Source organism: Phenylobacterium sp. VNQ135 (assembly GCF_049445735.1).
Classification (GTDB): Bacteria; Pseudomonadota; Alphaproteobacteria; order Caulobacterales; family Caulobacteraceae; genus Phenylobacterium.
In genome coordinates, this window is sequence record NZ_JBMSDS010000002.1 from 533,187 (window position 1) to 552,804 (window position 19,618).

Consider the following 19,618-nt stretch of genomic DNA (forward strand, 5'->3'; position numbering starts at 1 on the left):
GTCCGCCGTGCCCGCCGCCCCCGACTTTCCGCCCGCCCCCGACCGCGTCGCCGTCCGCCGCGCGCTGCTGTCCGTCTCCGACAAGACCGGCCTGGTCGATTTTGCCAAGGCGCTGGCCGCCAGGGGCGTCGAGCTGGTCTCCACCGGCGGCACGCGCAAGGCCATCGCCGACGCGGGCTTGCCGGTGAAGGATATCTCCGAGCTGACCGGCTTCCCGGAGATGATGGACGGGCGGGTGAAGACCCTGCACCCGATCGTGCATGGCGGTCTGCTGGGCGTCCGCGACGCCCCGACGCACAAGCAGGCGATGGACGATCACGGCATCGGCGCGATCGACCTCGTCTATGTGAACCTCTACCCCTTCGAGGCGACCGTCGCGGCCGGCGCGGACTACGAGACGGCGGTCGAGAACATCGACATCGGCGGGCCGGCGATGATCCGCTCAGCCGCCAAGAACCACGGCTACGTCGCCGTCTGCACCGAGCCCTCCGACATGGAGGCGGTGATCGCCGAGGTCGCCGCCGACGGGACCACTTCGCTCGCCCTGCGCAAGCGCCTCGCCGCCCGCGCCTACGCCCGCACGGCCGCCTACGACGCCGCGATCTCAACCTGGTTCGCGGCCGAGTTGGGCGACGCGGCCCCCGCCCGCAAGGCCATCGCCGGCGAGCTGGTCCAGACGATGCGCTACGGCGAGAACCCGCACCAGGCGGCCGCCTTCTACCGCTTCCCGAACCCGCGCATCGGCGTGGCCACGGCCCGCCAGCTCCAGGGCAAGGAGCTCAGCTACAACAACATCAACGACACCGACGCCGCCTTCGAGCTGATCGCCGAATTCGGCGACGCCGGTCCCGCCTGCGCCATCATCAAGCACGCCAACCCGTGCGGCGTGGCCACCGGCAAGAGCCTGCAGGAAGCCTATGAACGTGCGCTCGCCTGCGATCCCACCTCGGCCTTCGGCGGCATCGTCGCCCTGAACAGCCGCCTCGACGCCGCGACCGCCGCCAAGGTGCTGGAGATCTTCACCGAGGTGGTGATCGCGCCCGGCGCCGACGACGAGGCGGTCGAGCTGTTCCGCAAGAAGAAGAACGTCCGCCTGCTCGTCACCGACGGCCTGCCCGATCCCGCCGCCGCCGGCGAGACCTTCCGGTCGGTTTCGGGCGGCTTCCTGGTCCAGGGTCGCGACACCGCCCGCCTCACGCCGGCCGACCTCAAGGTGGTGACGAAGCGCAGCCCGACGGAGGCCGAGATCCGCGACATGCTGTTCGCCTTCACCGTGGCCAAGCACGTGAAGTCGAACGCGATCGTCTATGCCCGCGAGGGCCAGACGCTAGGCGTCGGGGCCGGCCAGATGAACCGCAAGGATTCGGCCCGGATCGCAGCCCTGCGCGCCGCCGACTTCGGCCTGGACCTGACTGGTTCGGCCTGCGCCTCGGAAGCCTTCTTCCCGTTCCCGGACGGCTTGCTGCAGGCGGCGGACGCCGGCTGCACCGCGGTGATCCAGCCGGGAGGGTCGATCGGCGACGACAAGGTCATCGCCGCCGCCGACGAGCGCGGCGTCGCCATGGTCTTCACCGGCGTCCGCGTGTTCCGCCACTAGGCGGAGCCTAGCCCCGCCGTCTGCGCCCGCTCGCCGCCTCGCTGGCCAGCTCGCGCAGGGCGGCGTTGGCGATGGTCAGCTTGGCGAAGGTCCAGGATCCGCCCGCCGCCTCGATCTCGTCGATCGTCCGGGTGGCCGCCTGCACCTGCTCGCGCCGCAGCCCCGCCCATGAGGAGACCGCCTCCCGGGCGCTTTGGCCATTGGCGCCGACCTGGGCCGAGCCCGCGAACGTCATGATCGCCCGCGTGAGCTGCGCCTGTTCGGCCAGAAGGTCTTCGATCAGCCGCCGGAGCGCGGTGCGCTCGAAGAGGTCGCCCGCGCGGAACTCGCCCGCCGCAGCGCGCAGCCGGTCGAAAGCCATGGCCTCGCCGGCGGCGTGGTAGAGCCGCGCCACGTTCGGCAGAGGCCAGCTCGACGCCTCGGCCAGGTCGACGAGGTCGGCGGCCGTGGTGAGCGGGCCGAGCGAGGCGACGGTGCGGCCCACGTCCTCCGGCGCGCCCGCCTCCATCAGCTGGGCCGTGCGGCCTTCGACGGCCGCGCGCTCGACCGCGGGCAGGATGTCGGGCGTGAGGCGGTCGAGGCTCTTGAAGCCCGGGCCGTAGCGGTCGACCAGCTCGGAGACGCTCAGCCCCTCGCGGCTCGCCCGCCGGGCCAGCCAGAAGGTCGCCCCCCGCAGCGAGGCTGTCAGCCGCCGGAACAGGGCGAGCTGCGCCAGGGCCGGGATCTTCAGGTCCAGCGCCTGGACGGCGTCCCATCGGGCCTCGAAGTCGAGCACCACCTTGGCCGCTTCGTAGCCGGCCATCAGGGCCACCACGTCGCAGCCCGCGGCCGCCATCATCCGACTGGGGAAGCTGGGCCCGCAGCGGTTGATCATGTCGTTGGCCGCGACGGTGGCGATGATGTCGCGCCGCAGCCGGTGACGGCGGATCGGGTCCTTCCACTTGCGCAGAGGCTTCGGGAAGTAGGCCTCCAGCCGGCTCTCGAACCAAGGATCGTCGGGCGCCTCGCTGGCCACGATCTCCCGCTTCAGTTCAAGCTTGCCGTAGGCCAGCAGAACGGCGAGTTCGGGCCGGGTCAGGCCGCGGCCGGCCTGCATCCGCTCGGCGATGGCGATCGCGTCGGGCAGGCCTTCGACCGCACGGTCCAGGCGCCCGCGGCTCTCCAGCTCGGCCATGAAGCGGGCGTGCGGCTCCAGCTCGCCCACGGTGTCCATCTCCAGCAGGGAAAGCGCCAGGGTCTGGTCGTAGTTGTGAGCCAGCACGTGGGCGGCCACGTCGTCGACCATTGACCGTAGCAGGGCGTCACGGCGCTTGCGAGTAAGCTCGCCCGTGCGCTCCAGCATCCCCGTGGTGATCTTGATGTTCACCTCGTGGTCCGAGCTGTCGACGCCCGCGGAATTGTCGATGGCGTCGGTGTTCACCCGCCCGCCGCCGGCGGCGAACTCGATGCGCCCGGCCTGGGTGAGGCCCAGGTTGGCGCCTTCGCCCACCACCTTCACGCGCAGCTCCGAGCCATTGACCCGGATCGCGTCGTTGGCCTTGTCGCCGACCTCGGCGTTGGCCTCGTGCTTGGCCTTCACATAGGTGCCGATGCCGCCCAGGTAGAGCAGCTCCGCCGGCGCCTTGAGGATCGCGTTGATGAGCTCGGCCGGCGACAGCTTGTCGGCGGCCACGTCCAGCATCGCCCGGACCTCGGGGCTCAGCGGGATCTCCTTCAGGCTGCGGGCGAACACGCCGCCGCCCTTGCTGATGGTCTTCCTGTCGTAGTCGTCCCACGACGAGCGCGGCAGGGCGAACATCCGCTCGCGTTCGGCGTAGCTCGTCGCCGGGTCGGGGTTCGGATCGAGGAAGATGTGCCGGTGGTCGAAGGCCGCCTGCAGCCGGATCTGCCGGCTCAGCAGCATGCCGTTGCCGAAAACGTCGCCCGACATGTCGCCGCAGCCCACAACCGTGAACGGTTCGGACTGGATGTCCTTGCCGAGTTCGCGGAAGTGGCGCTTCACCGCTTCCCAGGCGCCGCGGGCGGTGATGCCCATCACCTTGTGGTCGTAGCCGGCCGATCCGCCGGAGGCGAACGCGTCGCCCAGCCAGAAGCCGTAGCTCTCGGCCACGCCGTTGGCGATGTCGGAGAAGGTGGCTGTGCCCTTGTCGGCGGCGACCACCAGATACGGGTCGTCGCCGTCATGGACGACGACGCCCGCCGGGTGCTGGACGCGGCCCTCGGGCGTCAGGTTGTCGGTGACGTCCAGCAGGCCGAACAGGAAGGTCTTGTAGGCGTTGATCGCCTCGGCCCGCACGACATCCGGCGCCCCGCCGACCGGCAGGCGCTTGGGGTAGAAGCCGCCCTTCGAGCCCACGGGTACGATCACGGCGTTCTTCACCTGCTGGGCCTTCACCAGGCCCAGGACTTCGGTGCGGAAGTCGTCGCGCCGGTCCGACCAGCGCAGGCCGCCGCGGGCCACCGGCCCGAAGCGCAGGTGCACGCCCTCGACGCCGGTCGACCACACGAAGATCTCCCGGAACGGCTTGGGCGCCGGCAGGTCGGCGAGCTCGCCGCTCGCCACCTTGAAGGAGATGTACGGCTTCGGCTGCCCGTCGGGTCCCGGCTGGTAGAAGTTGGTCCGCTGGATCGCCTGCACCAGCAGCGCCAGGCGCCGCAGCACGCGGTCGTCGTCCAGGCTCTCCACCGCCTGCAGCGCCTCCACGATCTCGGCCATGACCGCGTCGCCCTGGGCCTTGCGGTCCTCCAGGGCGGCGGTGATCGCGGGATCGAAGCGGATGCGGAACAGGTCGAGGATCAGCCGCGCAACGCCCGGATGGGCCGAGAGCGCCTGCTCCTGCACCCGTTGGCTGGGATCCAGGCCCGACTGCTGGCGATAGCGGGCGAGCGCGCGCATCAGGGCTGCATCGCGCCATGGGATCGACAGCTCCAGCACCAGGCGGTTGAACCCGTCGTTTTCGGTCTGGCCGCTCCAGACGGCGACGACGGCGGCTTCGAAGGCCTCCTTCACCTCGGCGAACACCAGATCGGCGCCACGGGGGTCCTCGATCTCGAAGTCGTGCACCCACACTGGCGCTCGGCCGTCCCGCTGGATGGGGAAGCCGGCCTCGGCGATGGCCTTGAGACCCATGCTCTCCAGGATCGGCAGCACGTCGGCCAGATGGGCCGGCTCGCCGCAGCGATAGAGCTTGAACCGGAACTGCAGGGTGCTGTCGGCCGCGGTGCGATAGGCCCGCACTCGGATCGGCTGACCTTCCTCGAAACCCTCGATGGCGGCCACGTCCCGCAGCGCCTCGGCGGCGTCGAAGCGGTCGCGGTAGCCGGCGGGGAAGGCGTCGCGGTAGGCGGCCACGGTGGCGGCGACGTCCTCCGGAGCCCGGCCGCTGGCGCGGACGGCGGCTTCGAACCGGTCCTCCCAGGTGCGCGCGTTCTCGGCGATGCGGGCCTCGACCTGGCGCAGGTCGGGCCAGGGATGCGCGCCGGGCGTGAAGCCGATGATGTAGTGGACGCGCGCGAGAGCGGTCTCGGAGAAGCTCGGATAGAAGGCGGAGACCCGTCCGCCGTACGCTTCGGCCAGGATTTCGCCGGCCCGCTTGCGGATGTCCGAGTCGTAGCGGTCGCGCGGCACGTACAGCAGCACCGAGGCGAAGCGGTCCAGCGGGTCGCGCCGCTCGAACACCCTCACCCGCGGCCTGTCGTAGAGGTGCAGGATCCCCTCGGCCAGCTCCAGCAGCTGGTCCTCGCTCGACTGGAAGAGTTCGTCGCGCGGGTGGTTCTCGACGATGTTCTTCAGCCGCTTCTCGTTGTGGCTGCCGGGCACGGCGCCGGCGCGCTCCAGCACGCGGGCGACCTTCTCGCGGATCAGCGGCACGGCGCTTGCGGGCTGGTCGTAGGCTTCGGCCGTGAACAGGCCCACGAACCGGACCTCGCCCACCGGCCGTCCGTCGGCGTCGTAACGCTTCACGCCGACGTAATCCATGTAGCCGCGGCGGTGGACGCGGCTCTTCACGTTGGACTTCGCCACCGTCACCGGCGGGTCTGTGACCAGCCGGTCCTTCACCTGACCCATCAGGATCGCCGGCTCGTTGGCCCGCCGCAGCACGGTGCGGCCCGGGTCGCGCAGCACGCCCAGGCCGTCCTTCGCCTGATACAGAGGCTCCTCGGGCGCATAGTCGCCGGACTTGAGGCGCGGGTATTCGTAGACGCGGGCGCCCAGGAACACGAAGTGCTCGGCGTGCATCCAGGCCAGGAACGCCAGCTCCTCCTCGTTCGCGCGACCGGATTGCTCGAGCTCGGCCAGGGTCCGGCCCATCAGCTCCAGCATGGCCGGGAAGTCGTCGACCGCCGCGCGCACGTCCTTCAGGGTCGCTTCCACGCCCTTGAGCAGCATCTGCTCGCGGTCGGCGCCGATCGGCTCCAGCACCACCTCGATCATCGACTCGCGCCGCGGCGTGCCGGTATCGCCCCGCACGCCCGCCCGGTCGCGTTGGACGGTGACAATGGGATGGAACATCGCCCGGACCGACAGGCCCTGGTCGGCGATCTCGCCCATGACGCTGTCCACCAGGAACGGCGCGTCGTCCTGCACGATCTCCAGGCGATCGAGTCCGGCCGCCTTCAGGCCCGCGACGGGGACGATGCGCATCTGCGGCCCGCGGCCGCGGCGGCGCTCGGCGAAGCGCCAGAAGTCCGCCAAGTTGCGGGCCAGCTCGGGCGCAGTGAGTTCGGGCAACTCGTCGGCGGCGGCGTCGGCCGACGCCTGCTGGGCGAACGCCTTGGCCGGCGCCTTGGCGGCGTCGTCGGCCAGTTCCGCCACGACGGCGCGGACGAGGGCGGATGCGGTCTTGCTTTTCGGGCTCATTGGGGAGCCCCCGCGAGGACGCCGCCGGAGGAGAGTGTCCGGCGGCGTGTGGTTCCGTCGTGGGGGGGCGACGGAACGCGGGGTGCTCGCTGCGTCCGCGGGGTTGGGGAGCGGACGCACCAGCCGGACGGGATTGGGGTCCGGCCAGCCAGAGATAGGAAACGCACGGTCAAGATTTAAGGCCCTGGTCTCAAGAACGTTTGGAGCGGCGTCCGGCGGGCTCCTTGGAGACGCCGGCGTCGGGGGTTTCGAGCGGATGCTTGCCGCGAAGCTGGGCGGGATCGCCGTCGTCGGACAGCAGCACCGCGATCCAGCGGGTGCCCTTGAACTGGGCCAGGATCACCATCGCCATCACCGTCAGCGGCGTCGACAGGAAGGCGCCTGTAAGGCCCCAGACCACGCTCCAGAAGGCCAGGGCCAGCAGGAGCACGATGGGGTCCATGTTCAGGCTGCGGCTCTGCATCCTGGGCTGGATGACGTTGCCGACGAACATGGTGACGCCCTGCAGCACGGCCAGCAGGACGATGGCCTGCCAGAGCGTCGGAAACTGCACGAGGGCGAAGATCGGCGGCAGGGCCACGCCCACCACGCCGCCGACGATCGGGATGTACGAGGCGATGAAGATCAGGATCGCCCAGAAGAGCGCGTTGTCCAGCCCGACCGCCGCCATCGCCGCCCATGAGGCGGCCGCGATCATCAGCCCGGTCACGGTCTGCACCCAGAGGTACTGCTCGACGCCGTTGCGGATGCGCAGGAAGGCGGCGACCGCCTCCTGGCGCTCTTCGCGGGTGGGGAACAGGCTGACCGCCTTCCGCTCCCAGCCGCCGCGCGAGGCGATGATGAAGCCGAGGTAGATCAGCACGAAGGCGGCCGTCGACAGGAAGTCCTGCAGGCTCTTGGCGACCTGACCGAGATAGCTGGTCGGGTTGAGCTGGTGGACGAGCTGGGTCACCGTCGGCGGCACGTCGACGCCCACCAGCGAGGCCAGCCTGGCCAGCAAGCCGTTCAGCCGCGGGGTGTAGGCGACGAGCTGGCTCGCAAAGCTTGTGGCGTTGTCGGCGACGAAGAACGCGGCCCCGCCGAAGATCGCCACCGACAGCACGATAGCCAGCGGCGTGGCCGCACGACGCGACACGCCGGGCAGGCGGGCCTGCAGCACGCGCGCGAAGCCGTCGATCATCACGGCCAGGAACATGGCGAGCGCCAGCGGCGTCAGGATGTCGGCGAGCCAGTAGAGGGTGGCGCCGGCCGCGATGGCCGCGAGGATCACCAGGGCGTTTCGCGAGACCGGGTCGGCGGCGGGTGCTGGCATGGCGCTGGACTGTCTGCGGCCGGGGCGCCGCCGTCAATGCGGGTGTGCTCTACCGGGCTTTGGCGGGCAGGGGGAGCGATTTTGCCCCTCGCGGCCGAATTTTCTGCAACGTTCGTTCGGCCCCGATGGGGGCTGGCGGCGCGACGGCCCCGCCGCTAGCCTCGGCGGCTGCCATTTTCACGCGGAGAGTTCGCCCATGGCCGACGGGGTGCTGATCGGGTTTTCGGAGCATCCGGAGGCCCTGCGCCTCGACCGCGCCAACCGGCACGGCCTCGTTGCCGGGGCGACCGGCACGGGCAAGACCGTGACCCTGCAGATTCTCGCCCAGGGGCTCTCCGACGCCGGGGTGCCGGTCTTCGCCGCGGACGTGAAGGGCGACCTGTCGGGCATCGCCGCGGCCGGCGCGCCCAGCGAGAAGATGCTGGCCCGGGCCAAGGGGATGAACCTCGACCTGCAGCCGCAGGCGGCGCCGGTGGTGTTCTGGGACCTCTTCGGCGAGCAGGGCCACCCGGTCCGCACGACGGTTTCCGAGATGGGCCCGCTGCTGCTGGCCCGGATGCTCGAACTCAACGATGTGCAGGAGGGCGTGCTCACCGTCGTCTTCCGCGCCGCCGACGAGGAAGGCCTGCTGCTGCTGGACCTCAAGGACCTACAGGCCGGCCTCAACTACGCCGCGGAGAACGCCAAGGCCCTCTCCGCCCGCTACGGCAACATCTCGCCGGCCACCGTCGCCACGATCCAGCGCAAGCTCCTGATGCTGGAAGATCAGGGCGGCGCCAACCTGTTCGGAGAGCCGGCGCTGCAGCTCTCCGACCTTATGCGCACCGACGGCTCGGGCCGCGGCTACGTGAACATCCTGTCGGGCGAGCGGCTGATCTCGAATCCCAGGCTCTACGCGACCTTCCTCCTTTGGCTGCTGTCCGAGCTGTTCGAGGAGCTGCCCGAGGTGGGCGACCCCGAGAAGCCCCGGCTGGCCTTCTTCTTCGACGAGGCGCACCTGCTCTTCCGCGATGCTCCGCCGGCCCTGCTTGAGAAGGTCGAACAGGTCGTCCGCCTGATCCGCTCCAAGGGCGTCGGCGTCTACTTCGTCACCCAGAACCCGGCCGACATTCCGGACACCGTCCTGGGCCAGCTCGGCAACCGTATCCAGCATGCACTGCGGGCCTATACGCCGGTCGAGCAGCGGGGCCTGAAGGCGGCCGCCGGCAGCTTCCGGCCCAACCCCGCCTTCGACACGGCCGAAACCATCCAAGCCCTGGGCGTCGGCGAGGCGCTGGTCTCGGTGCTGGACGAGAAAGGCGCGCCGACGGTGGTGCAGAAGACCCTGGTCCGCCCGCCCGCCTCGCGGCTCGGGCCATTGACTCCGCCCGAGCGGGCTGAGGTCATGGGCCGGAGCCCCGTGCGCGGCCTCTACGACGAGGCGAGGGACCGCGAGAGCGCCTACGAGATGCTGCGCGCCAAGGCCGAGGCTGCGGTCGTGACGACGGCGGAGCCGAAGCCCGAGAAGGCCAGGCCTGCGCCGAGGGAGAAGCCCTCCGAGTTCGAGACCATGGGCAAGGCCTTCGCCACCTCCATGCTGCGCACCATCGGCAACCAGATCGGCCGCGAGATCATGCGCGGCGTCCTCGGCGGCGTCCGTCGGCGCAGATAACGCGGACGCTAAGCGGAACTTTGAGCGCCCTTCCCGAGTCGTGCCTCCGACATACCCGGAGCACTTGGGGAGCCCACAGCCTTGGCCTTCATCGTCTTCGCCGGCCAGTCCAACACCGGCGGCGCCTTCATGAACGCGTCCACGCTCCCCGCGAGCTGGGCGCCCGACCCGCTGACGCTGATCTGGAACGACGCCAAGAGCGCGTGGGAGCAGATGGCGCCCGGCGCCAATACCGGCTTCGGTCAGATGCCGGACGCCTGGGGCCCTGAGGTCCACTTCGCCATCCAGTTCCGCGCCGAGCACCCGGACGAGGTGCTGCGGATCGTGAAGTCGGCCTGGGGCGGCTCGCCGCTCGACCAGGACAACGGCGCCTGGAAGTACGACTGGTCGCCGCGCAGCCGGGACGAGATCTTCGACGCCACCACCCAGATGATCCGCCGCGCGTCCAGCGCCGCGGACGGCGCCCTCCCCGAGGCGGTGTTCTGGGGCCAGGGCGAGACCGACGCGGAGACGCCCGCTTCGGCCGCCGCCTATCGCGCGAACCTGCCCGAGCTCTTCGCCGCCGTCCGCGCCGAATGGCTGCACGACGCCGACGGCCACATCGGCTTCTACCGCATCAACTCCAGCGCCGCGCACGGACCCGACGTCCGCTATGCACAGTCCGAGGTGGACCAGGCCGACGGCGCGGCCGACAGCATCGACGCCCGCGCCTACCCGCTGCTGGGCGACGGCCTGCACTTCTCGGCCGAGGGCTACCGCCTGTCGGGCGAGGACTACTTTCGGCTGTTCGAAGGTTGGCGGGCGGGCGGCGGGTCGAACGATCCCGGGGCCGGCCGGGTCATAAACTCGTCCGGTCCGGGCGATGCGCTGATCGGCGGCGCCGGCGCGGACACGCTGAACGCCAGCCAGGGCTCCGACGTGCTGACCGGCGGCGGCGGAGCCGACGTCTTCGCCTGGGCCGCCCAGCCCTGGTCTCCGGCCCGGGTGACCGACTTCACCGCCGGCGAGGACCGGCTCGACCTCTCGGACCTCCTGAAGGCCGCGGGCTATTCCGGCGCCGACCCGGTCGCGGACGGCTGGGTCTTCCTGTTCGACGACGGCGCCGGCGGCCAGAAGGTGCTGGTGGACCCGGACGGCCCCGGGGGCGCCTGGGCGAACTTCGTCGTCCAGCTCGAAAAGACGGGCGATCTGACCTGGGCCGACCTGCAGGGTCAGGGCGCCGAGCCGCCGCCGTCGGCCGGCGTGCGGGTGGACTCCGAAGGGCCCGGCGACACGCTGGAAGGCGGCGCTGGGGCCGACACCCTCGTGGCGAGCCGCGGGTCGGACGTCCTGGCGGGCGGCGCCGGCGCGGACCGCTTCGTCTGGACGGCCGAGCCCTGGTCGCCAGCCGAGGTGAAGGACTTCACGCCGGGCGAGGACCGGCTGGACCTGTCGGCGTTGGGCCTTGCCGGCGATCCGCTGGCGGATGGCCGCATCGTGCTCCTGGCCGACGGCGCGGGCGGCGCGAAGGTGCTGCTTGATCCCGACGGCGCGGGCGGCGGCTGGGGCAATTACGTCATCCACCTGCAGGGCGTCGCCCCCGAGCGGCTCTCCGTGGCCGACTGGATCTTCAGCTAGGCCGTCTTGCCACGCCCTGCGGTGGTGCTAGCGTCGACCCAAGCGCCGCGTCGAAACGACGGCGCGCATCGGGAGGATGCCATGCGGCCACTGGCCTTCGCCGCCCTCGCGGCTCTCATCGCAACGTCCGCCGCCCACGGCCAGACCGCGCCTGTCGCCAAGGGTCCGGCCGTGACGAACGTCGACGTGCCCGCCTTCTGCAACGCCGCGGGCTTCGCCGACGACAAGCACCAACCCGCCGGCTTCGCGATCCCGGCCGACAAGGGCGGCGGCACGCTCGAGTACGTCGACAAGACCCGGTCGGAATGCCAGCAGGTGGTCGGCAAGAAGCCCACTGGGCAATACAAGCGCCCGACGGTCTGCCCGCTGGGCGCGGGCCGCATCCAGCCCGACGGCGCCTGGATCTGCCGTTCGCAGAAGACCGGCTGAGGCCACGAAAAAAGGCCCCCGGCGTCGCCGCCGGAGGCCTCGTTCCTCCCGGATCGGCTCGCCGCTTAGCGCGGCGCCATCCGGATTGCGCCGTCCAGACGGACGTGCTCGCCGTTGAAGTAGCCGTTGCGGATCATCTCCAGCGCCAGCGAGGCGTATTCCTCGGCGTTGCCGAGGCGCTTCGGGAACGGCACGGAGGCGGCCAGCGCCTCCTTCACCTGCGGCGGCGCGCCCTGCATCAGCGGGGTGTTGAAGATGCCGGGCAGGATGGTGTTCACGCGGATGCCGTCGCCGGCCAAGTCGCGGGCGATCGGCAGGGTCATGCCGACGACGCCGCCCTTCGACGCCGAATAGGCCGCCTGGCCCATCTGGCCGTCGACCGCCGCCACCGAGGCGGTGTTGACGATGGCGCCGCGCTCGCCGTCGATGGGCTCCAGGTCCAGCATGCCCTTCGCCGACTTGGCGATGCAGCGGAACGTGCCCACCAGGTTGATCTGGATGATCAGGTTGAAGGCGTCGAGCGGGAAGTGCTTGGTCTCGCCCGTCTGCTTGTCGCGGCTGGCGGTCTTGGCCGCGTTGCCCGTGCCGGCGCAGTTCACCAGGATGCGCTCCTGGCCGTGGGCGGCGCGGGCCTTGGCGAAGCCGGCGTCCACGTCCTCTTCCGAGGTGACGTTGACCTTGCAGAAGACGCCGCCGACCTCTTTGGCGACCTGTTCGCCCTTCTGTTCGTTCATGTCGAAGATGGCGACCTTGACCCCTTGGGCGGCCAGCGCCCGGACGGTCGCTTCGCCGAGACCCGAGGCGCCGCCCGTGACCACCGCCGCGACGGATGAATTCAGTTCCATGAGCGCTGCGCTCCCCTATGATGACGCCCCAGAACGGAGGGCCGTTCGGTGAAGGCTTTAGCCCGATGAGCGCCAGCGAAAAAGCGTCACCCAACGTCAATGCCGCGTTCGATCCGGCCGCGCCGATCGCGCGCGACCACGCTCTCGTGCCCTCGGTGATGAAGCTCAACGAGGAACGCGTCGCCCGCGGCTTCTGGCCCAAGATCCGCAAGGTGGCAGCCAGCATACCCTTCGCCAAGGAGGCGCTGTCGGTCTGGTACTGCGCGCGCGACGACGAGACCCCGATCGCCGCCAAGGGCATGATGCTGGCCGCGCTCGCCTACTTCGTCGTGCCCACCGACGCGGTGCCCGACTTCATCGCCGGCCTGGGCTACACCGACGACGCGGCGGTCTTCGCCGCCCTGATGAGCGTTATCGGCAAGAACCTGAAGCCTCGCCACAAGGACGCCGCCAAGCGCGCCATCGAGGATCTCAGGGCCGACGACTGAGCCGCTGCTCGCGCCAGGTGATGAACAGCGTCGAGGCCACCACGACGCCTGCGCCCGCCATGGTCCACGCCGTCGGAACCTCGTGGAACAGCAGAAAGCCGGCCGCCGCCGAGAACACCAGCCGGGTGTAGTCGATCGGCGCCATGGCGGCCGCGTCACCCACCTGCATGCCCTTGATGTAGCAGGCCTGGGTGACCGTCCCCATCACGCCCATGGCGCAGAGCAGGGCGAGGTCCAGCGGCTCGGGCCATCGCCACGTCAGCACGGCGCCCGGGATCGAGAAGATCAGGCCCAGCGTCATCGCCCAGACCAGCAGCACGGTCGGAGAATGGTCCCGGGTCATCACCTTCATGCCCGTGATCGTCAGCGCGAACAGGAACGACGCGGCGAGCATGGCCAGCGCCGGCAGGCCGACGTCGAACCCCTGCGCGCCCGGGCGGATCATCAGCAGCACGCCCAGGAAGCCCACGATGGCCGCGCCGATCCGCAGCGGCCCCACCGTCTCCCGCACCACGATCGCCGCCAGCGGCACGAGCCACAGCGTCCGCGTGAACGACAGCGCGTTCGCATCCGCCAGCGGCATCTTCTGGAAGGCGTAGAAGGAAAGGATCAGGGCGATCGTGCCGGCCGACGAGCGGAAGAACAGGATGCCCGGCCGCGTCGTGCGGTAGGCCGCCCGTCCTCGCCTCAGGATCACGGGCAGCAGCACCGCGAAGCCCGCCGCCTGGCGGTAGAAGGTCTGCAGCGCCGCCGGATAATCGCTCCCGAGGAACTTGATCAGGGTCGTCATGACCGTGAAGCCGAGCGCGGAGGCCAGCATCCACAGCGCGCCCTGCAGGTTCGGCGTCAGGCCCGGCCTGGCCTGCGGCTCGACGTCGCCCGCCTCGTCGGTCATCCCGGCTGGGGCGCGAAGTCGGCGAACAGCGCCATCAGCGGCGAAGCGGCTTCCGGGTCCCAGGAATGGCGGCTGCCGACGGTGATGCCGCCGTCCACCACCAGATGCTGCCCGGTCATGAACACCGAAGCGTCCGACGCCAGGTAAAGCGCGGCCTGGGCGATGTCTTCGGGCATGCCGGCCTTTGGAATCGGCTGCGCTTTCGGCGCGTTCTCGGCGACGCGGGCCGCCATCTGGTCGGCGACTTCCCGCGGCAGGCCCAGCGAGGCGCCGAAGATCGAGGTGGCGATCAGGCCGGGGCAGATGGCGTTCACCCGGATCTTCTGCGGCGAGAGCTGGGCCGCGGCGCAGCGGCTCATGTGCACGACCGCCGCCTTGGCCGAGGAATAGGCGAGCGGACCCCAGCCGGCCTGCAGGCCGGCGATCGAGGCGGTGTTGATGATCGAGCCGCCGCCGCGCTCAAGCATCAGCGGCGTCGCGTGCTTGATGCCGAGCGCGGGTCCCCGCACCAGGACGTCGAAGATCCAGCTCCAGCGTTCGGGCTCGATCTCGGCGACGGTCCGCATCATGTCGGAGATGCCGGCGTTGTTGAACAGGATGTCCAGGCCGCCGAACTCGGATTTGGCGAGCCCCACCGCCGCGGCGATGTCGGCCTCCAGCGTCACGTCGCACCGGGCGTAGCGCACCTGGCCGCCGAAGCGGCGCTCCAGCATGGCACCCTTCTCGTCCTGGATGTCGGCGGCCACCACCTTCGCGCCCTCGGCGACGAACAGCTCCACCGTGCCCAGACCGATGCCCGAGACGCCCCCGGTGATCACCGCGACCTTGCCGTCCAGACGACCCGCCATGCCGTCCTCCCTGATTGTTGGTTATCGCTGATCAGTAGAGACGTGGCGGCGTCGCCGCAACTACTCCACTGTCACCACCACCTTGCCCATCGCCCGGCGGCTGGCCAGGTGCTTGATGGCGTCGGCGGCGCGCGCCAGCGGGAAGCGTTCCGACACGTACGGCTTGATCTTGCCCTGTTCGTACATGGCCATCAGCTCGGCCACGCTCTCGCGGTGCTTCTGCGGGTTCTTGCCCACCCAGGCGCCCCAGAAGACGCCCACGATGTCGCAGCCCTTCAGCAGGGCGAGGTTCAGCGGGATCTTCGGGATTTCGCCGGCCGCGAAACCCACCACGAGATACTTGCCCTCCCAGGCGATGGAGCGCAGCGCCGGCTCGGCGTAGGCGTCGCCGATGGCGTCATAGATCACATCGGCGCCGTTGGGGCCCGTGGCCTCCTTGAACAACGCGGCGAGCTGCTTCTGGCCGTCCTTGTCGAACGGCCCGCGCGGATAGACCACGCCGGCGTCGGCGCCCTTGCTGATGCACAGGTCCACCTTCTCCTGGCTGGAGGCGGCGGCGATCACCCGCGCGCCCACCGCCTTGCCCAGTTCCACGGCCGCCAGGCCCACGCCGCCCGCGGCGCCCAGCACCAGCATCGTCTGACCGGCCTTGAGCTGGGCCCGGTCCTTCAGGGCGTGCCAGCTCGTGCCATAGGTCATGATGAACGCGGCGGCCTCGTCGAAGGGCATGGAGTCGGGCATCTTCACCAGCCGGGCAGCCTCCAGGGCCAGTTCCTCGGCCATGCCGCCCCAGCCGGTGTTGCCCAGCACGCGGTCGCCGGGCTTCACGTGGGTGACGCCCTCGCCCACGCTCTTCACCACGCCGGCGATCTCGCCGCCCGGCGAGAACGGCCGCTCGGGCTTGAACTGGTACTTGTCCTCGATGATCAGCACGTCGGGGAAGTTGACGCCGATGGCCTTCACCTCGACCACCGCAAAGCCCGGCTTGGCCTCCGGCGACGCCACGTCCTCGAGGACCAGGGTGTCCGGACCGCCGACTTCCTTGCTCAACAGGGCCTTCATGAGCGCCTCTCCCAATCGTTGCAGGCGGCGACGCTAGCCAGTCGAACGCCTGTTTGAAAGCCCGGATTTCGTGACGCATTTGGCCGAAGGGCCCGCCTCACCTATATTCGCGCGCTCAGCGAAGGACTTACCTCTTGGGCGTGACCCTCGATCTCAGCCGCTCGGCGGCGCAGCCTCTTGCGCCTCGAAAGCCGAACCTCTCGGGGATGACCCGGGCGGAGCTGGCCGCCTGCCTCGTCGAGCTGGGCGTCGTGCGGCCCGAGAAGGCCAAGATGCGCGCCAGCCAGCTCTGGCGCTGGATGCACCACTACGGCGTCACCGAATTCGACAGGATGACGGACGTCGCCAAGGAGACCCGCGCCGCGCTGGCCGACGTCTGCGTGATCTCGCGTCCCGAGGTGGTCGAGCGCCAGGTCTCCAAGGACGGCACCCGCAAGTGGCTGATCCGCATGGCCCCGGGCATCGAGGTCGAGACGGTCTACATCCCGGACGTCGGACGCGCCGGCGCCTTGTGCGTCAGCTCCCAGGTCGGCTGCACCCTCAACTGCACCTTCTGCCACACGGGCACCCAGGCGCTGGTCCGCAACCTCACCGCCGCCGAGATCGTGGCCCAGGTGCAGGTCGCCCGCGACGATCTCGGCGAATGGCCGAGCCCCAAGGAGGACCGCCGCCTGTCGAACATCGTGTTCATGGGCATGGGCGAGCCGCTCTACAATCTGGACAACGTCGCCGCCGCCATCGACATCATCGCCGACAACGAAGGCATCGCCATCTCGCGCCGGCGGATCACCGTCTCGACATCGGGCGTCGTGCCGCAGCTCCCGGAGCTCGGCGAGCGCACCCAGGCCATGCTGGCCATCTCGCTGCACGCCACCAACGATGAGCTGCGCGAGAAGCTGGTCCCGCTCAACAAGAAGTACCCGATCGCCGAGCTGATGGCGGCCATCCGCGCTTATCCGGGGCTGTCGAACTCCAAGCGCGTGACCTTCGAGTACGTGATGCTGAAGGGGGTCAACGACAGCCCGGCCGAGGCCAAGGCCCTGGTCCAGCTGCTGCGCGGCATCCCGGCCAAGATCAACCTGATCCCGTTCAATCCGTGGCCGGGCAGCGAGTACCAGTGCTCGGACTGGGGCACGATCGAACGCTTCGCCGCGGTGCTGAACCGCGCGGGCTACGCTTCGCCCATCCGGACGCCGCGGGGGCGGGACATCCTGGCCGCGTGCGGCCAGCTCAAGAGCGAGAGCGAGAAGCTGCGGGCGAGCGCGCGCCGTAAGCTCCAGGCCGACCTGCCGGCCGACTGACCTTTTGGCCAAGGCCGTGCTAACGGTGGCGCCTCGTTTTCGGGGGAGTTTCGCCTGATGCCCACGCCGTCGCCTGAGATCCAGGCCTTCGCCACCGGCTTCCCGATCACCCTGCTGCACATCGCGGTCACGATGCTGATCCTGCTGGGGGCCGGCGCGCTCTACATCCTGCTGACCCCGCACAAGGAGATCACCCTCATCCGCGAAGGCAATGCGGCGGCGGCCGTGTCGCTGGGCGGCGTGATGCTGGGGCTCTCCATCCCGCTGGCGGTGTCGTTGCAGGCCTCCACGAACCTGATCGAGATCGGCCTCTGGGGCGCGGCCACGGTGGTGGTGCAGCTGCTGGTGTTCCGGCTGGTGGACGTCATGCTGCACGGGCTGCCCAAACGGATCCAGGACGGCGAGATGGCCGCCGCGGCCATGCTGGTCGGCGCCAAGCTGTCCACCGCCGTGATCGTCGCCGCCGCGGTGACCGGCTGATCCGATGCATTTCCCCAGGCTGCCGGACTGGGTGGTCTATGCGGCCGTCGTGCTCGCGCTGCTTTTCGCGGCGCTCGGGCGCGGCGAACGCGCCGACGCGCCTGCGGCGCCGCCCGACGTGGGCGAGCCGCTCGGGGACACCGTCGGCCCGGCCTCGCCCTTCGATCCCAACGTGGTGGTCGACGTGCCGAGCCAGACCGGCCCGGCCACCGGCACCGCCTTCTCCATCGCCCGCTCGGGCGTCTGGCTGACCGCCCGCCACGTGGTCGAAGGCTGCGCCCGGGCGGCGCTGGTGGTGGGCGACGGCGTCGGCGTGGCGACCGAGGTCCATATCGATCCGCGTGGCGAGGCGGCGCTGCTCTACACCGAGGGCGGCTCCGAGCCCCTGCCGCTGGCGCTGGGCGAGCCGCTGCGGCGCGGCCAGCGCGCCTATCACCCCGGCTTCCCGCAAGGCGAGCCCGGCGAAGCGACCTCGCGCCTGCTCGGGCGCGAGACCCTTCTCGTCAGGGGCCGCGGCGCCCGTAGCGAGCCGGTGCTGGTGTGGGCCGAGACCGGCCGCACCAAGGGACTGGAGGGTACGCTGGGCGGGTTGTCGGGTGCGCCGGCGCTGGACGCCCAGGGCCGCGTCGTGGGCGTCACGATCGCCGAGAGCCCGCGCAGGGGCCGCATCTATACGACCGCGCCCGAGATCGTGACCGCCACCCTGGCCGCCAGCGGCCGCCGCTTCGCGGCCAACGCCGAAGGACCCTCGCTGACGCCGCAGAACTACTTCTACGCCGCCGACGACCTGCGCCGCGGCCTGCGCGTCGCCCAGGTCGTCTGCCTGACGGATTAGGTCGCGGCCGCCGCCAGCGCCCGCTGCGCGCGTCGATGTCGCGCGCCCAGCACGAGGCAGAGGATCAGGGCCGGCACGCCGATGACGGCCGTTCCGGTGAAGAAGATCGCATAGGCGGTCATCGGGTCGTAGGTCCGCTCCAGCGTCTCCACGATCTGGCCCGAGAAGCCCTTCAGCACCTTGCCCAGCAGGGCGTAGAAGCTCGAGAGCAAGGCGTACTGGGTGGCCGTGTAGCCCAGGGTGGTCAGGCTCGACATGTAGGCCACGAGCGCCGCGCCGGCGAAGCCGGTGGACAGGTTGTCGACGATCAGCACGAAGCTCAGCGTCTCGACGCTGCCGCCCATGTAGGCCAGCGCCGCGAACGCCAGATTCGAGCCCGGCCCCAGGATCGCCCCCAGGATCAGGGTCGGGGTGAAGCCCAGGCGTACCGCGCTGAGCCCGGCGAGCGTGATGCCGACGACCGTTGCGCCGAGGCCGACCGTCGCGCGGACCCCGCCAACCACCTCCTTCGACAGGCCCACGTCCACGTAGAGCGGGCCCACCATCGGGCCCATCATGAAGTCGGGCAGCCTGTAGAGGCTGATGGCGGCGAGCATGAGCAGGGCGGCGCCGACGCCGTGATCGCGGAAGAAGGCGATGAAGGGGCCCACGACCGCGTCGAAGAGGCCGCGCGGCGTCCACAGCGCCGGACCCTTCTGGGCCTGGGCGGCCTCGGGGTTGATCCGCGCAGGCTCGGTCGCGAACAGCGTTGCGGTGAGGCCGATGCCGACCGCAAGCGCGCAGAGGACGTAGGAGTTGTTCCACCCGAGCTTGGCCGCGGCGATCAGGATCAGCGCGTCGGTGGCCAGGATCGCGATGCGATAGCCGAGCTGGTAGGCGGCGGTGAGCAGCCCCAGGTCCTCGTCGCTCTCGGCGCGCTCGATCCGCCAGGCGTCGACCACGATGTCCTGGGTGGCCGAGGCGAAGGCCACGAGCAGGGCGAAGCCTGCGAACGTCAGGAGTCCGCCCTGCGGTCCGATCGCGGCCATGGCGAACAGGCCCGCGCCGATCAGGACCTGCGACAACAGCATCCAGCCGCGCCGCCGCCCCAGGCGGCCGAGCAGCGGCACGCCGACCTTGTCCACCACCGGCGCCCACAGGAACTTCATCGAATAGGCGATGCCCACCCAGGACAGGAAGCCGATGGTGGCGAGCTCGATGCCCTCCTCGCGCAGCCAGAAGCCGAGCGTGTTGCCGGTCAGCATGAACGGCAGCCCCGACGAGAAGCCCAGCAGCAGGGTGATCAGCACGCGCGGATGGCGCAGCGCCTTCAGCACGTCCCGCGAGGTCGGGGCCTTGCGCTTCGGCGTGGCGTCGGCGGCGGTCTCTGTGGTCATCGACGTTCCTGCGGGACGCCC

The 19,618-nt window shown here is 70.5% G+C and carries 15 protein-coding genes; 8 read left to right on the forward strand and 7 right to left on the reverse strand.

The genetic code is table 11. From position 1 onward, the window contains the following. Positions 1-7 precede the first annotated feature (7 nt). Complete coding sequence (gene purH / locus ACO2Q0_RS08445; protein WP_423351052.1) at positions 8-1,597, forward strand: bifunctional phosphoribosylaminoimidazolecarboxamide formyltransferase/IMP cyclohydrolase; 1,590 nt, start codon at positions 8-10, stop codon at positions 1,595-1,597. A 7-nt stretch (positions 1,598-1,604) separates the two neighbouring features. Here purH and ACO2Q0_RS08450 read toward each other — a convergent pair whose 3' ends face one another. Together ACO2Q0_RS08450 and ACO2Q0_RS08455 are read right to left on the reverse strand one after the other, a co-directional pair. Further along, positions 1,605-6,458, reverse strand: a complete 4,854-nt coding sequence (locus ACO2Q0_RS08450; RefSeq protein WP_423351053.1) for an NAD-glutamate dehydrogenase — start codon at positions 6,456-6,458, stop codon at positions 1,605-1,607. Positions 6,459-6,648: 190 nt separating this feature from the next. Then, entirely contained in the window at positions 6,649-7,770 is a 1,122-nt protein-coding gene (locus tag ACO2Q0_RS08455) for an AI-2E family transporter (RefSeq protein ID WP_423351054.1), read from the reverse strand. A 196-nt stretch (positions 7,771-7,966) separates the two neighbouring features. On the opposite strand from ACO2Q0_RS08455, the gene ACO2Q0_RS08460 reads away from it, so the two are divergent. The 3 genes from ACO2Q0_RS08460 (at position 7,967) to ACO2Q0_RS08470 (ending at position 11,467) form a co-directional block, all read left to right on the forward strand. Continuing rightward, positions 7,967-9,421 carry a helicase HerA-like domain-containing protein gene (locus ACO2Q0_RS08460; RefSeq protein ID WP_423351055.1) on the forward strand — a complete coding sequence of 485 codons (1,455 nt, stop codon included), beginning with the start codon at positions 7,967-7,969 and terminating at the stop codon, positions 9,419-9,421. An 81-nt stretch (positions 9,422-9,502) separates the two neighbouring features. Further along, the gene (locus tag ACO2Q0_RS08465; protein WP_423351056.1) at positions 9,503-11,038 is read left to right on the forward strand and encodes a sialate O-acetylesterase; all 1,536 of its coding nucleotides are present in this window, start codon (positions 9,503-9,505) and stop codon (positions 11,036-11,038) included. 81 nt (positions 11,039-11,119) lie between these two features. Then, positions 11,120-11,467: a hypothetical protein gene (locus tag ACO2Q0_RS08470; protein WP_423351057.1), complete on the forward strand. Its 348-nt coding sequence runs from the start codon at positions 11,120-11,122 to the stop codon at positions 11,465-11,467. A 65-nt stretch (positions 11,468-11,532) separates the two neighbouring features. On the opposite strand, the gene ACO2Q0_RS08475 is transcribed toward ACO2Q0_RS08470, so the two are convergent. After that, positions 11,533-12,312 carry an SDR family NAD(P)-dependent oxidoreductase gene (locus ACO2Q0_RS08475; protein ID WP_423351058.1) on the reverse strand — a complete coding sequence of 260 codons (780 nt, stop codon included), beginning with the start codon at positions 12,310-12,312 and terminating at the stop codon, positions 11,533-11,535. Between the two features lie 65 nt (positions 12,313-12,377). Between ACO2Q0_RS08475 and ACO2Q0_RS08480 the strand changes: the two genes are divergently transcribed. After that, positions 12,378-12,800: a YkvA family protein gene (locus ACO2Q0_RS08480; RefSeq protein WP_423351059.1), complete on the forward strand. Its 423-nt coding sequence runs from the start codon at positions 12,378-12,380 to the stop codon at positions 12,798-12,800. On the opposite strand, the gene ACO2Q0_RS08485 is transcribed toward ACO2Q0_RS08480, so the two are convergent. Genes ACO2Q0_RS08485 through ACO2Q0_RS08495 form a run of 3 tightly spaced genes read right to left on the reverse strand, consistent with a single transcriptional unit; the run spans position 12,784 to position 15,605 of the window. Beyond that, positions 12,784-13,695, reverse strand: coding sequence for a DMT family transporter (locus ACO2Q0_RS08485; RefSeq protein WP_423351060.1), 912 nt, complete (start codon positions 13,693-13,695; stop codon positions 12,784-12,786). The two genes, ACO2Q0_RS08480 and ACO2Q0_RS08485, sit on opposite strands and share 17 nt — an antisense overlap. Then, on the reverse strand, positions 13,692-14,543 hold the full coding sequence (locus ACO2Q0_RS08490; RefSeq protein WP_423351061.1) for an SDR family NAD(P)-dependent oxidoreductase: 852 nt from the start codon (positions 14,541-14,543) through the stop codon (positions 13,692-13,694). The genes ACO2Q0_RS08485 and ACO2Q0_RS08490 overlap by 4 nt, the downstream gene beginning before the upstream one ends. 60 nt (positions 14,544-14,603) lie before the next feature. Continuing rightward, positions 14,604-15,605 carry an NADPH:quinone oxidoreductase family protein gene (locus tag ACO2Q0_RS08495; protein WP_423351062.1) on the reverse strand — a complete coding sequence of 334 codons (1,002 nt, stop codon included), beginning with the start codon at positions 15,603-15,605 and terminating at the stop codon, positions 14,604-14,606. A gap of 134 nt (positions 15,606-15,739) precedes the next feature. Between ACO2Q0_RS08495 and rlmN the strand changes: the two genes are divergently transcribed. The 3 genes from rlmN to ACO2Q0_RS08510 are packed head-to-tail and all read left to right on the forward strand — an operon-like array spanning position 15,740 to position 18,221. Further along, positions 15,740-16,906 (forward strand): 23S rRNA (adenine(2503)-C(2))-methyltransferase RlmN, encoded by a 1,167-nt coding sequence (gene rlmN, locus ACO2Q0_RS08500; protein WP_423351063.1) that lies wholly within the window; start codon positions 15,740-15,742, stop codon positions 16,904-16,906. 57 nt (positions 16,907-16,963) lie between these two features. Next, positions 16,964-17,386: a DUF350 domain-containing protein gene (locus tag ACO2Q0_RS08505; protein WP_423351064.1), complete on the forward strand. Its 423-nt coding sequence runs from the start codon at positions 16,964-16,966 to the stop codon at positions 17,384-17,386. 4 nt (positions 17,387-17,390) lie between these two features. Next, the gene (locus tag ACO2Q0_RS08510) at positions 17,391-18,221 is read left to right on the forward strand and encodes a S1 family peptidase (RefSeq protein ID WP_423351065.1); all 831 of its coding nucleotides are present in this window, start codon (positions 17,391-17,393) and stop codon (positions 18,219-18,221) included. Here ACO2Q0_RS08510 and ACO2Q0_RS08515 read toward each other — a convergent pair. Next, positions 18,218-19,597 (reverse strand): AmpG family muropeptide MFS transporter, encoded by a 1,380-nt coding sequence (locus ACO2Q0_RS08515; protein ID WP_423351066.1) that lies wholly within the window; start codon positions 19,595-19,597, stop codon positions 18,218-18,220. The two genes, ACO2Q0_RS08510 and ACO2Q0_RS08515, sit on opposite strands and share 4 nt — an antisense overlap. Positions 19,598-19,618 lie beyond the last annotated feature (21 nt).

Excerpts from the sequence above, each read along its gene's own strand:
- ACO2Q0_RS08515 (WP_423351066.1), bottom strand. The coding sequence starts at position 19,597 with ATGACCACAGAGACCGCCGCCGACGCCACGCCGAAGCGCAAGGCCCCG.
- ACO2Q0_RS08475 (WP_423351058.1), bottom strand. The coding sequence starts at position 12,312 with ATGGAACTGAATTCATCCGTCGCGGCGGTGGTCACGGGCGGCGCCTCG.
- ACO2Q0_RS08485 (WP_423351060.1), bottom strand. The coding sequence starts at position 13,695 with ATGACCGACGAGGCGGGCGACGTCGAGCCGCAGGCCAGGCCGGGCCTG.
- ACO2Q0_RS08455 (WP_423351054.1), bottom strand. The coding sequence starts at position 7,770 with ATGCCAGCACCCGCCGCCGACCCGGTCTCGCGAAACGCCCTGGTGATC.
- ACO2Q0_RS08490 (WP_423351061.1), bottom strand. The coding sequence starts at position 14,543 with ATGGCGGGTCGTCTGGACGGCAAGGTCGCGGTGATCACCGGGGGCGTC.
- ACO2Q0_RS08495 (WP_423351062.1), bottom strand. The coding sequence starts at position 15,605 with ATGAAGGCCCTGTTGAGCAAGGAAGTCGGCGGTCCGGACACCCTGGTC.
- ACO2Q0_RS08480 (WP_423351059.1), top strand. The coding sequence starts at position 12,378 with ATGAGCGCCAGCGAAAAAGCGTCACCCAACGTCAATGCCGCGTTCGAT.
- ACO2Q0_RS08505 (WP_423351064.1), top strand. The coding sequence starts at position 16,964 with ATGCCCACGCCGTCGCCTGAGATCCAGGCCTTCGCCACCGGCTTCCCG.
- ACO2Q0_RS08470 (WP_423351057.1), top strand. The coding sequence starts at position 11,120 with ATGCGGCCACTGGCCTTCGCCGCCCTCGCGGCTCTCATCGCAACGTCC.
- ACO2Q0_RS08450 (WP_423351053.1), bottom strand. The coding sequence starts at position 6,458 with ATGAGCCCGAAAAGCAAGACCGCATCCGCCCTCGTCCGCGCCGTCGTG.
- ACO2Q0_RS08460 (WP_423351055.1), top strand. The coding sequence starts at position 7,967 with ATGGCCGACGGGGTGCTGATCGGGTTTTCGGAGCATCCGGAGGCCCTG.
- ACO2Q0_RS08510 (WP_423351065.1), top strand. The coding sequence starts at position 17,391 with ATGCATTTCCCCAGGCTGCCGGACTGGGTGGTCTATGCGGCCGTCGTG.